Source organism: Pseudomonas multiresinivorans (genome assembly GCF_012971725.1).
GTDB classification, from domain to species: domain Bacteria; phylum Pseudomonadota; class Gammaproteobacteria; order Pseudomonadales; family Pseudomonadaceae; genus Pseudomonas; species Pseudomonas multiresinivorans.
The window spans coordinates 297,064-310,702 of sequence record NZ_CP048833.1 but is presented as its reverse complement, the minus strand read 5'-3'; the positions used below and the strand labels follow the sequence as shown (position 1 = coordinate 310,702).

Annotated in this window: 13 protein-coding genes; 6 read left to right on the top strand and 7 right to left on the bottom strand. The window is 67.0% G+C overall.

Annotation, left to right across the window (positions count from 1 at the left end):
• Positions 1-15: 15 nt before the first annotated feature.
• The 5 genes from G4G71_RS01425 (at position 16) to G4G71_RS01405 (ending at position 5,627) form a co-directional block, all read left to right on the top strand.
• Positions 16-1,119, top strand: a complete 1,104-nt coding sequence (locus G4G71_RS01425; protein ID WP_240964860.1) for a flagellar basal body P-ring protein FlgI — start codon at positions 16-18, stop codon at positions 1,117-1,119.
• A complete protein-coding gene (locus tag G4G71_RS01420) occupies positions 1,119-2,159 on the top strand; it encodes a lytic transglycosylase domain-containing protein (RefSeq protein ID WP_169935116.1) in 1,041 nt (346 codons plus the stop codon). Before G4G71_RS01425 ends, G4G71_RS01420 begins: the two co-directional genes overlap by 1 nt.
• Positions 2,156-3,523, top strand: a complete 1,368-nt coding sequence (gene flgK, locus G4G71_RS01415) for a flagellar hook-associated protein FlgK (RefSeq protein ID WP_169935115.1) — start codon at positions 2,156-2,158, stop codon at positions 3,521-3,523. Before G4G71_RS01420 ends, flgK begins: the two co-directional genes overlap by 4 nt.
• A 22-nt stretch (positions 3,524-3,545) precedes the next feature.
• Positions 3,546-4,460, top strand: a complete 915-nt coding sequence (gene flgL, locus G4G71_RS01410) for a flagellar hook-associated protein FlgL (RefSeq protein WP_169935114.1) — start codon at positions 3,546-3,548, stop codon at positions 4,458-4,460.
• 120 nt (positions 4,461-4,580) lie between these two features.
• Entirely contained in the window at positions 4,581-5,627 is a 1,047-nt protein-coding gene (locus G4G71_RS01405; protein WP_169935113.1) for a hypothetical protein, read from the top strand.
• Positions 5,628-5,907: 280 nt separating this feature from the next.
• On the opposite strand, the gene mdtI is transcribed toward G4G71_RS01405, so the two are convergent.
• Together mdtI and G4G71_RS01395 are read right to left on the bottom strand one after the other, a co-directional pair.
• Positions 5,908-6,237: a multidrug/spermidine efflux SMR transporter subunit MdtI gene (mdtI, locus tag G4G71_RS01400; protein WP_169935112.1), complete on the bottom strand. Its 330-nt coding sequence runs from the start codon at positions 6,235-6,237 to the stop codon at positions 5,908-5,910.
• Positions 6,231-6,590: an SMR family transporter gene (locus G4G71_RS01395; RefSeq protein ID WP_169935111.1), complete on the bottom strand. Its 360-nt coding sequence runs from the start codon at positions 6,588-6,590 to the stop codon at positions 6,231-6,233. Before G4G71_RS01395 ends, mdtI begins: the two co-directional genes overlap by 7 nt.
• A gap of 472 nt (positions 6,591-7,062) precedes the next feature.
• Between G4G71_RS01395 and G4G71_RS01390 the strand changes: the two genes are divergently transcribed.
• The gene (locus G4G71_RS01390; RefSeq protein ID WP_169935110.1) at positions 7,063-8,700 is read left to right on the top strand and encodes a SulP family inorganic anion transporter; all 1,638 of its coding nucleotides are present in this window, start codon (positions 7,063-7,065) and stop codon (positions 8,698-8,700) included.
• A 254-nt stretch (positions 8,701-8,954) separates the two neighbouring features.
• Here the strand turns inward: G4G71_RS01390 and G4G71_RS01385 are convergent, their stop codons facing one another.
• From G4G71_RS01385 to G4G71_RS01365, 5 genes are read right to left on the bottom strand one after another with little or no spacing between them, the layout of a single operon-like run.
• Positions 8,955-9,749, bottom strand: coding sequence for an ABC transporter ATP-binding protein (locus tag G4G71_RS01385; RefSeq protein WP_169942455.1), 795 nt, complete (start codon positions 9,747-9,749; stop codon positions 8,955-8,957).
• A 25-nt stretch (positions 9,750-9,774) separates the two neighbouring features.
• Positions 9,775-10,536 carry an ABC transporter permease gene (locus G4G71_RS01380; protein ID WP_169935109.1) on the bottom strand — a complete coding sequence of 254 codons (762 nt, stop codon included), beginning with the start codon at positions 10,534-10,536 and terminating at the stop codon, positions 9,775-9,777.
• Positions 10,533-11,294, bottom strand: a complete 762-nt coding sequence (locus G4G71_RS01375; protein WP_169935108.1) for an ABC transporter permease — start codon at positions 11,292-11,294, stop codon at positions 10,533-10,535. Before G4G71_RS01375 ends, G4G71_RS01380 begins: the two co-directional genes overlap by 4 nt.
• Positions 11,295-12,512: an MFS transporter gene (locus tag G4G71_RS01370; RefSeq protein ID WP_169935107.1), complete on the bottom strand. Its 1,218-nt coding sequence runs from the start codon at positions 12,510-12,512 to the stop codon at positions 11,295-11,297.
• A complete protein-coding gene (locus tag G4G71_RS01365) occupies positions 12,499-13,554 on the bottom strand; it encodes an ABC transporter substrate-binding protein (protein WP_169935106.1) in 1,056 nt (351 codons plus the stop codon). Before G4G71_RS01365 ends, G4G71_RS01370 begins: the two co-directional genes overlap by 14 nt.
• Positions 13,555-13,639: the final 85 nt, after the last annotated feature.

Below are 13,639 nucleotides of genomic sequence, written 5' to 3'. Positions count from 1 at the left end.
GCAGGCGAGCCCTTCATGCGTAGAACTCTTTCCCGCCTGCTGGCGACGGCCTGCCTGTTCTGGCAGGCCGAGGCACTGGCCATCCCGCTGCTCGACCTCGTGGACATCGAAGGCGTGCGCGAGAACCAGCTGATCGGCTATGGCCTGGTGGTCGGCCTGGATGGCACCGGTGACAAGAACCAGGTGAAGTTCACCAACCAGTCGGTGGCCAACATGCTCAAGCAGTTCGGCGTGAACCTGCCGCCGAACGTCGACCCGAAACTGAAGAACGTCGCCGCCGTGAGCGTCACCGCCAGCGTGCCGCCGTCCTACAGCGCCGGGCAGACCATCGACGTCACCGTGTCTTCGCTGGGCGACGCCAAGAGTCTGCGCGGCGGCCTGCTGCTGATGACCCCGCTGCAGGGCGTGGACGGCGAAGTCTATGCGCTGGCCCAGGGCAATCTCGTGGTCGGCGGCCTGCATGCCCAGGGGCAGAGTGGCTCCAGCGTGTCGATCAACAGCGCCAACAGCGGCCTGATCCCCAACGGCGCGACCATCGAGCGGATGATCCCCAGCGACTTCACCCGGCGCCCGGACGTGATGCTCAACGTGCGCAAGCCGAGCTTCCAGACCGCCGCCCAGGTGATGAACGCGGTGAACGAGCGCTTCGGCTCCGGCACCGCTACCGCGCTGGACGGCACCAAGGTGTCGGTGCGTGCGCCGGTCAGCAGCGCCCAGCGCACCAGCTTCATGGCCATGCTCGAAGGCATGGAGGTGCAGGAAGGCCGCACCCGGCCCAAGGTCGTCTTCAACAGCCGCACCGGCACCGTGGTGGTCGGCCAGGGCGTGCGCGTGAAGGCCGCCGCCGTGGCCCACGGCACGCTCACCGTGACCATCAGCGAGAACCCCCAGGTCAGCCAGCCGGGGCCGTTCTCCAATGGCACCACGGCGGTCACGCCGCAGTCGGATGTGTCCGTCAGCCAGGACAAGAAGCCGATGTTCAAGTGGCCCGAGGGCACCAGCCTGGAAAGCATCATCAATACGGTGAACAGCCTGGGCGCCACCCCGGACGACGTGATGAGCATCCTCCAGGCGCTGGAGCAGGCCGGCGCGCTGAATGCCGAGCTGGTGGTCATCTGATGAGCATCACCTCGCTCAACCGTCCTATCGTGCCGACCGGCCAGCCCGGCGAGTCGCCCGAAACTATCCGCCGCGAGCAGCTGCAGGCCGCCTCCGAGCAGTTCGAGGCGATGTTCCTGCAACAGATCCTCAAGCAGATGCGCAAGGCCGGCGACGTGCTCTCCACCGGCAGCCCGTTGCGCAGCCGCGACCTCGATACGATGCGCGATTTCTACGACGAAGCGCTGGCCGAGCACCTGGCCTCGCGCAAGCAGACCGGCATCGCCGACTTGCTGGTGCGTCAGCTCTCCGCCGAGCCGACCGATGCTGCCGAACCCGTCGCACTCGCCGATGGCGGCGAGGCGCTACGCCGGCCTTCGGTGTCCAGCCGCAACCCGCTGGTGGATACCTGGCAGCGCGGTGTCGATCGCCTGGCCCACGCCTGGCAGCAGGGCAGCGCCGGTTTCCGCACGCTGGTGGACAGCGTGATCGGCCAGGAGTCCGGCGGCGACGCTGCCGCCGTTTCGCCCAAGGGTGCGCGCGGCCTGATGCAGCTGATGCCCGATACCGCCCGTGAAGTCGCCGGCGAACTCGGCCTGCCCTACGACGAGCAGCGCCTGACCAGCGACCCGGCCTACAACAAGGCGCTGGGCAGCGCCTACCTGGGCAAGATGCTCGACCGCTACGACGGCCAGCATGTGCTCGCCCTGGCGGCCTACAACGCCGGCCCCGGCAAGGTCGACGAGTGGCTGAAGAACAACGGCGACCCGCGCAGCGGGCAGATCGGCATGGCCGACTGGGTGCGCAGCATTCCCTACGACGAAACCCGTGACTACACCCTCGGCGTGCTGCGCCGTGTGCGCGAGGCCCAGGCGCCGGCGCGTATCCCTGGCAGCGGCCTGTCGCCTGAGAGCGGCCTGAAGCACGCGCCGCAGGAAGGATTTAAGCGCCACGCCGATTCCGTCGCCTATCAGGGGCAACAGCCTGAATTTGTATCCCGACCGGCCTCGGCGGCGTTCGCCCAGCCGATCCGCATCGAGTCGAAGGAGAGTGCGTCTTGAGTATGTTGAGCCAGATCGGCTACAGCGGCCTGCGTGCGGCGCAGATCGCCCTGGCCACCTCCGGGCAGAACGTCGCCAACGCCAACACCCCCGGTTTCAGCCGACTGAGCCCGATCCTCGCCTCGCTGGCCGGTGAAGGCGGCCTGAACGTCGGCGGCGGCGTGGTGGTGACCAGCATCCGCCGCATGGCCAACGACTTCCAGAACCAGCAGCTGTGGCGCGCCACCACCGAGCAGAGCTACTACGACAGCGGCCAGCAGTATCTGTCCGCGCTGGAAGGGCTGATGGGCGGCGAGGGTTCGAGCATCAGCGTCGGCCTGGACAACTTCTTCGCCGCGCTCAGCGAGGCCACCGCCACGCCCGGCTCGGTCGCCCTGCGCCAGCAGATCATCAACGAGACCAAGAACCTCGCCCAGCGCTTCAACGGCCTGTCCGGCAACATCGACAGCCAGCTGCGCGCCCTACAGGAACAGCGCGGCGCCATGGTCGGCGAGATCAACGGCCTGACTGCCAACCTCGCCGCGCTGAACAAGCAGATCGTCGAAGTCGGCTCCGCCGGTGGCGATACCACCGCGCTGCGTGACCACCGCGAAAGCCTGGTGGCGGATCTGTCCAAGTACGCCTCGATCCGCGTCAACGAAGTGGCCGACGGCTCGCTCACCGTGTCACTCGCCAACGGCCAGCCGCTGGTGGCCGGCAACTCCGCCGGCCAGTTGGCGATCAGCCGCAGCGCCAGCGGCGAGCAGGAAATCGCCCTGACCTTCGCCGGCACCAGCTTCCCGCTGTCCCAGGACGGCATGGGCGGTTCCCTCGGCGCGCTGTACGACACCGAGTACGACACCCTGCGGCCGAACCAGACCGCCCTGCACGAGATGGCCGGGCAGTTCGCCCAGCTGGTCAACGACACCCTCGCCAATGGCTTCGACCTCAACGGCAACGCCGGCCAGCCGCTGCTGACCTACAACGCCGGCAGCACCACGGCGATGCTTTCGCTCAATGGCCTCAAGCCCGAGGAGCTCGCGCTGTCGGACACTGTCGGCGAGAGCGGCAACAACAAGAACCTGCTGGCGCTGCTCGAGCTCAAGGGCCAGACCATCACCGTTGGCGGCAGCCAGGTGACGCTCAACGACGCCTTCGCCGGCCTGCTCGGCAAGGTCGCCAGCGCCAGCCGGCAGAACCAGGCCGACCAGAAGACCGCCACCACCGTGGCGGCCCAGGCGCAGGCCAGTCGCGACAGCGTCAGCGCGGTGAGCCTGGATGAAGAGGCGGTCAACCTGATCACCTACCAGCAGGCCTACCAGGCCAACATGAAAGTCATCAGCACCGCCAAGGAGCTGTTCGACTCGATGCTCGCGGCCTTCTAAGGGGCCTCGCAAGGAAAGCAGAATGCGCATTACCAACGCACAGATCACCGCGCTGATGAGCGGCTCGATGAACAGCAATTCGGCGGCCCTGGGCAAGCTGATGCAGCAGATGTCCACCGGCAAGCGCATCCTCCAGCCCTCCGAGGACCCCATCGCCAGCGTGCGCATGCTGCGCATCCAGCGCGAGGAAGCGAGCCTGGCGCAGTACCGCACCAACATCAGCAACGTCTCGGGCAACCTTTCCACCCAGGAAGCCAACCTGCAGGCCACCTCCGACGCGATGCTCAACGTGCGCGACCTGCTGCTCTGGGCGGCCAACGGCTCCAACACCGGCGGCGACCTCAACGCCATGGCCGGCGAGCTGGAGAACATCGAGAAGACCATCGTCAGCTTCGTCAACGTGCGTGACGAAGAGGGCCGCTACCTGTTCTCCGGCACCCTCAGCGACACCGCCGCCGTGACCTACGAACCGCTGACCGACAGCTACGTCGCCACCGGCAACGACAAGTCGCGCCAGGCCGCCGTGGCCAATGGCGTACAGGTGGAAGAGAACGTCACCGCGCTGGGGGTGTTCGGCAGCAACATGGACTTCCTCAACCAGCTGCATGCCACCGTGAAGATGCTCAAGGACCCGGCGCTGGACGTCACCGACCCGGCGGTGCACGCGCAGATCGCCGCGACCATCGATAGCCTCGACAGCGGCCACGACGGCGTGCTCGGCGCCATCACCGAGCTGGGCGGCCGGCAGAACACCCTGACCATGCTCAATTCGAGCAACGAGGAAGTCTCGCTGGTGAACCAGAAGATCAACGGCGAGCTGTCGCAGCTGGACTACGCCGGCGCCAGCATCGACCTGAACACCTACCAGCTCGCGCTGCAGGCCACGCAGAAGACCTACCTGAAGCTCAACGACCTGTCGCTGTTCAGCCGCCTGTAAGTTTCTTCGTAGGGGCCCCGCACGGAGGTCTGGACGCCAATCGGCGGGTCGCCCCTACTTTTTATCCCGCCTCCGCCCGGCCCTTGCGCCGGGCGGAGGCACATCGGTGCAGAGGTCGCCATGAAGGTCATCAAACAACTGCCGGCCGCCGCCGTCTTCGACCCGAGCGCCCGCCGTGACGCCATCCTGCCGGCCGCCGGCGAGCGGCAGAATGCCCTGCGCAAGGGCGAGGACAAGGGTGAGAACGCCGCGCAGATGGCACGCGGTGCGCAGAAGAGCGGCAGCTTCAACCTGCAGCTCAACCAGCAGTTGTCGTCCATGCAGTCCGCCGACAGTTACCTGGGCGACCTGCAGGACCGCCTCGGCGGCCTCAAGCTCAACCTCAGCCGCGAACTCAGCGCGCCGCAGTCCCAGGACCGCGAAGGCGTGCGCCAGGCTACCCGGCAGGTCAACGAGTTGCTGGAGCAGCGCGCCCAGCGCTCGGACGGCAGCCTCGACGCCAACTTCCGCCTGCGTCTCAACGAACCGGTGCGCAGCCGTTTCAGCCTGGAGGGGCTGGAGTCGGTGGAAGCGATCCAGCGTTCCGGCAAGGAAACCCTGCTGTTCAGTGCTGGCCGCCAACTCGCCGAACCGGCGGCGGTGGTCCTGGACGACGGCATGAGCACCGAACAGGTGCTGCGCCGCTTCAATGCGACACTGGGCCAGGCCGGCATCCGCGCCGAACTCGATAGCGACGGCGCGCTGAAGTTCTCCGCACCCGAGGCCGACTGGCAGCAGCTCAAGGGCCAGTTGGCGGTGCAGGGCGAGGGCAAGCTGTTCGCCAAGGGCAAGAACACCCGGCTGAAAAGCCAGGAAGAAGGGCTGCTGGCGTTCCCCACGGAGATCAGGACCGATGCCTTCCGCGAGCAGCGCCAGTTGCTCGATTCGGTGGTCTCGGCGCTGGATCGTATCGGCGGCCTGCGCGATCAGTTGCGCCACCGCCAGGACGACATCCGCGACTTCCTCGACCGCCACGCCAGCGAGGACGAGCGCGAGTGGGCGCACGCCTTCGCCGCCTCGATGCTCGACCGCATGGGGCGCAGCGCTACCCACTACAGCGCGGCGGCGCAGACAGTGGTGGCGCAGGCGAATCTCAGCCGCTTTGCGGTGGTCAGCCTGCTGGCGTGATTCGCGTCGGTCTTTCGTAGGACGGATAACGCGCCAGCGTTATCCGCCGCGGACATGCCGGCGGATAACCTGTTCCAGGTTATGCGCCCTACGATCCTGATACGCCGGCGCAAGGGCTGTTCGCGAGCAAGAACTAGGCGTCCCCCTCGATCCTACAAGGGGCATCCACTCCGTTAGGATTTCTGTAGGAGCGAGCTTGCTCGCGAACCGCACGGCACCCTCTTCAAGACAACAAAAAGGCGGAGCCCAGCTCCGCCTTGTTAGTCCCGAACGCCAGCAATCACGCCAGCTTCAGCAGCCCCATACCCAGCACCAGCATCGCCAGGCCGACCCAGCCGCGCCACACCAGGCGCTGGCCGAAAAGCGCCCAACCCATGGCAACGGTGGCGAGGATGCCAAAGCCGCCCCAGATGGCGTAGGCCACCGACAGTTCGATGCCGCGTACCGCCTGCGACAGCGCGGTGAACGCGCCCAGTACGCAGAGGATCGAGGCCACGCCGATCGCGCGTTTGCGGAAGCCATCGGAGTACTTCAGCAGCAGGTTGGTGATCACTTCCAGGACGATGGCCAGGCCCAGCCAGGCCATCGGAATCAGGTCATGGTTCAGCATGTCACCACCTCAAGGTTCTTCTCTCGCGGGGTGGTGCGGGTGCCGGATTTCACCAGCAGGATGCCGGCGATCATCACGGCCAGGCCCAGGGCCTTGTCCAGGCTCAGGTGCTCGCCGAGGAAGAAGGCGCTGACCAGGGTGATCAGCACGATGCCGATGCCTTCCCACAGGGCGTAGGCCACGCCGACCGGCACATGCTTGATGGCCAGCGACAGGAAGTAATAAGACAGGCCGATCATTACGTACATCAGCAGCAGACCCACGACCGGGTACAGCGCATGGGTGAATTTCATCGAGGTGGTGCCAACGACTTCAAAGCCGATGGCGGCAAACAGATAGATCCAGGAACGCATGGTGGAGCCCTCCCACGGGCAGCCGCGCGCAGTCTCGCTAAGAGCATCCTTGCGGCGGTTTCGGTTCGGGTTTCGTGGCGCCGACTCGGGCGGCAATCACCTAGGAGTGTTCGCCGCACTTGGCACCACCAACAGGTAGCAGCCGAAGGGAGGAGCTAGAGGTCGCCGGTCCAGTGGCGCTCGCGCGACACCAGGCGGGAAGTGGGGAGAGGTAGAGCCTTGATGTTCAACATAATGAACATATTGTGCCAAATTTCAGGTCGCCTGGCAAATCGACCGCCTCTATTTCGGGGCTAAACGCCCATATTCCGACATTTCAAAAGCCTGCTGGAAGCAGCGTGTCGTCAGGGTTGTGCAATATTTTGTTCACCTTGTTTCGCCTGCGACAGCACGCCACAGTCATGACCTGCGCCAGGCCGTTTCCTGCTCCGGCCTGCTAGCATCCAGCATCGATATCCCGTCGGAGACTGTGATGATCGCCCTGCGAGAAGCCTGGAAGGCCGGACTCTTTGGCCGCGAACACTGGACGCGCAACCTGGTGGCCGGCGTCATCGTCGGGGTCGTCGCGCTGCCGCTGGCGATGGCGTTCGCGATTGCCAGCGGCGTGAAGCCGGAGCAGGGCATCTATACGGCGATCTTCGCCGGCGCCCTGGTCTCGCTGCTGGGCGGCAGCCGGGTGCAGATCGCCGGGCCGACCGGCGCCTTCATCGTCATCCTCGCCGGGGTCACGGCCAAGTACGGCGTCGACGGCCTGCAGATCGCCACGCTGATGGCCGGCGCGATCCTCGTGCTGCTGGGCGTCAGTCGCCTGGGCAGCATCATCCGCTTCATCCCCGCGCCGGTGATCGTCGGCTTCACCGCCGGTATCGGCGTGATCATCTGGGTCGGCCAGTGGAAGGACTTCTTCGGCCTTCCCGCCGTGACCGGCGAACACTTCCACCAGAAGCTCGGGCACCTGATCCAGGCCCTGCCGCAACTGCACATCGCGACGACCCTGCTGGCGCTGCTGAGCCTGGCTCTGGTGCTGTTCACCCCGCGCATCGCCGCGCTGCGCCGGGTGCCCGGCCCGCTGGTGGCGATGGTGGTGGTGACGGCGATCCAGTCGCTGTTCCACTTCGACGGCGTGGCCACCATCGGCAGCGCCTTCGGCGGCATTCCCCAAGGCCTGCCCAGCTTCAGCCTGCCGGAAGTGACGCTGCCGCGCGTGCTCGAACTGATCGGCCCGGCCTTCGCCATCGCCATGCTCGGTGCCATCGAATCGCTGCTCTCGGCGGTGGTTGCCGACGGCATGGCCGGCACCCGCCACGACTCCAACCAGGAGCTGATCGGCCAGGGCATCGCCAACCTGGTCACCCCACTGTTCGGCGGCATCGCTGCCACCGGCGCCATCGCCCGCACCGCGACCAACATCCGCAACGGCGGCAACAGCCCGCTGGCCGGGATCACCCATGCGGCCACGCTGGTGCTGATCCTGCTGTTCCTCGCGCCACTGGCGTCGAACATTCCGCTCTGCGCGCTGGCGGCGATCCTCTTCGTGGTGGCTTGGAACATGAGTGAGGCTCGGCACTTCCTGTTCATGCTCAAGCGTGCCCCGCGCGCCGACGTAGCCATCCTGCTGGTGACCTTCCTGCTCACGGTGTTCAGCGACCTGGTGATCGCGGTGAACATCGGCGTGATCCTCGCCATGCTGCACTTCCTGCGGCGCATGGCTTCCTCGGTGGAAGTGCACGCCGACGACGGCCCCGAGCTGGACGTGGAGCTGCGCGGCCGCGGCCTTGGCGACCTGCCGCCGGGCGTGCTGGTGTACAGCATCGAGGGACCGCTGTTCTTTGGCGCGGCGGAGACCTTCGAGCGCGCGCTGGCGAAGACCCATACTGACCCGAAAGTGCTGATCATCCGCCTGCGCCACGTGCCGTTCATGGACATCACCGGCTTGCAGACCCTGCAGGAAGTGATCGAGCAACTGCAGCGGCGCGGCATCGAAGTACGGCTGTGCGAGGCCAATGCGCGGGTGCTGGGCAAGCTGCGCAAGGCCGGGGTGCTGGAGGAGATTGGGGCGGGGTATCACCCGGATTTCCCTGCGGCGTTGGCGGAGGGTGTGGATCAGTAACGGGAAGGTTGGGTGCACGGGATTAGCACCCTCTCCCTAACCCTCTCCCTGAAGGGAGAGGGGACAGGAGTGGCGCCGGCTGACACCGTGGCATCAGCCGGCACTGACGGCTCCCTCTCCCTTCAGGGAGAGGGCTGGGGAGAGGGCAACCCCCCGCAGAGGAGTCCCAAACACCGTAGGAGCGGACTCCGTCCGCGATAGGTCTGCATCACGCCGGAAGCCGATCGCGGACGGAGTCCGCTCCTACCCAACGATCAGCCCTGCATCAGCTCCGCCAACAGTTCCTCCTTGAGCTTCGTCAGCACCGGCTCCCCACGCTCGCGCGGATGCGGCAGGTCGACCCGCACTTCATGGCGAATCCGCCCCGGCCGCGCGTCCATCACCACCACTCGGTCGCCCAGGTACAGCGCTTCCTCCACGTCGTGAGTGACCATGATCATGGTGCTGCGTTGCTGCACCCAAATGCGCTGCAGTTCGTGTTGCAGGCGCACGCGGGTGAGGGCGTCGAGGGCGCCGAAGGGTTCGTCCAGCAGCAGCACCTTGGGCTGGGTGATCAGCGCGCGGGCGATGGCCGCGCGTTGCGCCATGCCGCCGGAGAGCTGGTGCGGATAGGCCTGCTCGAAGCCGGTCAGGCCGACCAGCTCCAGGTGCTCGGCGACCCGCTCGCGCTTTTCGGCGCGGCTGAGCTTCTGGTTCTTCAGCGCCAGGGCGACGTTCTGCTCCACGGTCTTCCAGGGGAACAGGCGGTGGTCCTGGAACACGATGCCGCGCTCCAGGCTGGTACCGTTCATGGTCTGCCCGTCGAGCAGGATGCGCCCGCTGTAATCGTTTTCGAGGCCGACGATCAGTCGCAGCAGCGAGGATTTTCCGCAGCCGCTGGCGCCGACGATGCTGACGAATTCGCCGGGGCGTACGTCGAGGGAGATGTTCTCCAGCACCGGCAGGCTGCGGCCGTCGATGGCGTAGGCCTTGCTCAGGCCCTGGATGGCCAGCGCGCCCGATTGCGCCTGCTGGGCGGGAAGGATGGCGGGGTCGAGGATCGCGTTCATGATCGAGGCACTCATGGCAATAGGGTCAGCGCAGGTTGCGCCAGCGCAGCAGGTGGCGGCTGAGGCGGGCGAACAGCTGGTTCATGGCGTAGCCGAGCAGGCCGATGCTGAGCACGCCGATCACTACGACCTCCATGCGCGAGCCGGTCTCGGCATTCATCATCAGGTTGCCCAGGCCCATGCCGGTGGAGAGGAACAGCTCGCAGCCCACCGAACTGACCCAGGCGAAGGCCAGCGCGTGCAGCACACCGTTGCCCAGGCTGGGCAGCGCGCCAGGCAACAGCACCTCGCGGAATTGCTGCCAGGGGCCGAAGGCATACAGCCGACCGACTTCGCGGTAGCGCTTCTCCACGTCGCGGAAGCCCTCGAAGGCGTTCAGCGTCATCGGGTAGAAGGCGGCGAGGCTGACGATCAGCACCTTGGACGGCTCGCCGCTGCCGAACCACAGGGCGATCAGCGGAATCAGGCCGAGGATCGGCACCTGGCGGATCGTGTGGTACAGCGGCGCGAACAGCCGCTCCACCGGGCGCGACAAGGCCATGCCGGCGCCCAGCGCGAAGCCGGCGAGCACGCCGATCAACAGGCCGAGGCAGGTGCGTTGCAGGCTGGCGGCGACACTCAGCCACAGCTCGCCGGTGCGGATCAGCTCGGCAAAACCGGCGCCGATGCGCTCCAGCGGCACGAAGGCATAGGCGGCGCTGGCGCCCTGTTGCGACTGCCAGTGCCAGGCGGCGATCAGCAGTGCCGGCAGCACCAGCCCGCGCAGGCTCTTGAGAAGTCGGGTCATGGCGTCGGTCTCCAGCGCAGCAGGCGCTTCTCCAGCAGGCGGAAAGCGAAATCGAGGACGAAGCCGATGGCGCCGGTGACGATCACCCCGACCATCACGATGTCGATGCGCAGCATCTGCCGGCTCAGCTCGATCATCTGCCCCAGGCCGCTGTCGGCGGCGAGCAGCTCGGCGGCTACCAGCACCATCCAGGCGCGGCTCAGGCTGATGCGCAGGCCGGTGACGATGGGCGGCGCGGCGGCGGGGAAGGCGACGTCGCGCAGCAGGCTCCAGAGTGGCAGGCGGTACACGCTGGCGACCTCGAAGTAGCCGCGCGGGATGCCCTTCACGCCTTCACTGGCAGCCAGCGCTACGGGGAAGAAGGCGGCCTTGGTGACGATCAGGATCTTGAAGGTCTCTTCCACGCCGAAGAACAGGATGAACATCGGGATCAGCGCAATCGACGGCACCTGGCGCAGCGTGTGGAACAGCGGTGCGCAGTAGGCTTCCACGGTCTTCGACAGCGCCATGGCGGTGCCGAACACCAGGCCGCCCAGGGCACCGATGCTGAAGCCGATGGCCAGGCGCGACAGGCTGTTGACCACGTGCTCGCGCAACTCGCCGCTGGCCAGCAGGTCCTTGAAGCTCGCCCAGACTTCCACGGGCGGCACCAGCAGTTGCGGCGGGAACCAGCCGGCGCGCGCGGCGACGAACCAGGCCAGCAGCAGGAGCAGCGGCGAGACGAACCAGCTCAGGCGATCCAGGGTACGCTTGGCCATTCAGCCCTCCTGCCCGAGCAAAGGCTCGGTGGTTTGCCGGCGCAGCTTGCGTTGCCAGCAGAACAGCGCAGCCAGCAGCACCAGGGGAATCCAGCAGAGGAACAGGTTGCCCAGCCCGACGAAGTGGCTGATCGCCCCGCCCAGCAGCGCGCCGGAAAAACTGCCGGACATCGAGGCGAGGTTGAACAGCCCGGAAATCTTGCTCTTGTCCATCGCGTGCTCGCCCAGTTGGGCCATGTTCACCAGGTGGATCAGCGCCGCCGCCGCGCTGAGCAGCACGCCGCCCAATGCCAGCAGCCAGTAGTTGTGCGCGCTGCCGAGCAGCAGCAGAGCGAGCAGTGCCGCACTGAGGCTGCCGATGTAGGCAAGGCGCCGGCCGCTGCGCTCGATCAGGTAGCCGAAGCCGAACAGGCCGAGCACCGAGGCCAGGCCCTGGATCATCACCAGGCTCACCGCCTGGCCTTGCGAGAGGCCGGCGACTTCCATCGCCAGCAGCAGGATGAAGGTGCCGAACAGCGCACTGGTGGCGGCGCTGAGCAGCTCGATCAGGCAGCTTTCGGCGATCTCGACGTTGGCCAGCATGTTGCCGACCTGTTGCAGCAGTCCGCCGGTGGCGGCAGCGACGGGCACGTCTTCGCTGGGCGCCTCGCCTTCCCAGAAGCCGAGGCTGTAGAAAGCCATCAGGCCGAAGCACAGGCCGATGGCGGCGAAGCCCCAGGTGAAGCTCGCCGCGCCGCTCAGCCAGTTGCCCAGCAGCGGGCCGAGCAGGCCCATGCCCAGGGTCAGCGAGCCGCGGTACCAGCCGGCCTTGTCGTTGCCGATGCGCTTGAGCTGGCGCAGGAATGCGCTGTTCATGGCAACGATGCGGAACGGGATGCACAGGCCGATCAGCAGCCGCGCGAAGGCCAGCCACAGCCAGCCACCGAACAGCGGAATGGCCAGGTTCAGCAGCATCGGCCCGAGGCTGGCGAGGAAGTACACCCGGCGCGCGCCGAAGCGGGCGATGACGAAGCCGGCGGGCAGGGTGAGGATCACCATGCCGAGGGCTTCCATCGCCGAGATGATGCCGATCTGCATGGCATTGGCGCCGATGCTGATGGCGTAGAGCGTGGTGACGATCTTCGCCATGCCGATGGTGGCCCCACTGAAGGCCGCCAGCAGCATGAAGTTGAGCAGGAAGGCGCCGGGCCTTTCGCGCGGCGCGTCAGATGGCGACATCGACTTTCCCCAGCAGCGCTCCCAGTGGGCGCGGGTCGATCCAGTCTTCCACCGAGAAGTCGCGGGCGATGAATTGCCAGCGCTGGAGGAACGCCGTGAGATCACGCAGCGCGTTGATCGAGCGCTCGGCCAGGTTGGTCTGCAGGCGCAGGTGGGCGTCGTCGCCGTAGGCGCTGGCCACCCAGAATTCGCTGGTGTTCAGCTCGCGGGCGAGGAAGCGGCGGGTCTCTTCCGGGTGTGCCCAGGCCCATTGCTCGGCGCGCAGCACGCTGTCGAGCACCAGTACGGCAGCGTCGAAATGCTCGTCCAGCAGCTGCTGGTCGACGGTCAGGGTCCGTGGTGTACCGATGTTCGCGCGCACCAGCGGCTCGGGGTGCGAGCCGACATCCATCACCACGTGCAGGCCGAATTCGTGGGCCAGTTGCAGGCCATGGGCGCCCTTGAGGAAGATCGCGTCGATGTCGCCGCGCAGCAGGCCGATCAGCTCGTTGTTGCGTTGCACCACGCGGTTGCCCTTGAGCGCCACCTGGGCGCCGAACACATGGCGTACCGGGTCGTCGCTGAAGGTGCCGCCGTAGGGGTAGTCCACCAGTTCGACGTCGCGCACTTCCAGGCCTTCCAGGCGCAGGGCGTTTTCCAGCCCGCGCAGGGATTGAGCGCGGGTGAAGTCGATCTGCACGTTGGCCCACTTCGGCAGGCCGAAGCGCCGGTGGCGCAGGTCGCGCACGCTGCGCACGCCGCTGTCCGGCGCGCTGACGATCAGTTGCACCTCGTCGCTCCACGACAGCCCGATCACCCGCGTGCGTGCGCCGCTGGCGCGGGCCCAGATCGACGGGATGTTGCCGCCGTGGCGGACGGAGAAGGGCAGGTGATGGTCGAAATGCGCCTCGCGCACCTCGCGTTCGGAGGACTCGCGCAGCGACTGGATGCGCGTGCCGAAGGGGCGGAAGGCCTGGGCCAGGCGTCCGGATTCGACGGCGATGCCGAGGCCCGTTGGGACGGGGCTGTGGGTGTACCAGAGGGTTTCCAGCGGTGTGCTCATGGGTGTCCGTCGGGGGATGAAAGCCCCCGCGCCGGCGCGCGGGGGCTCAGGTCGGGAAACAGAGGGAATCGCCCTCGTGACGTTG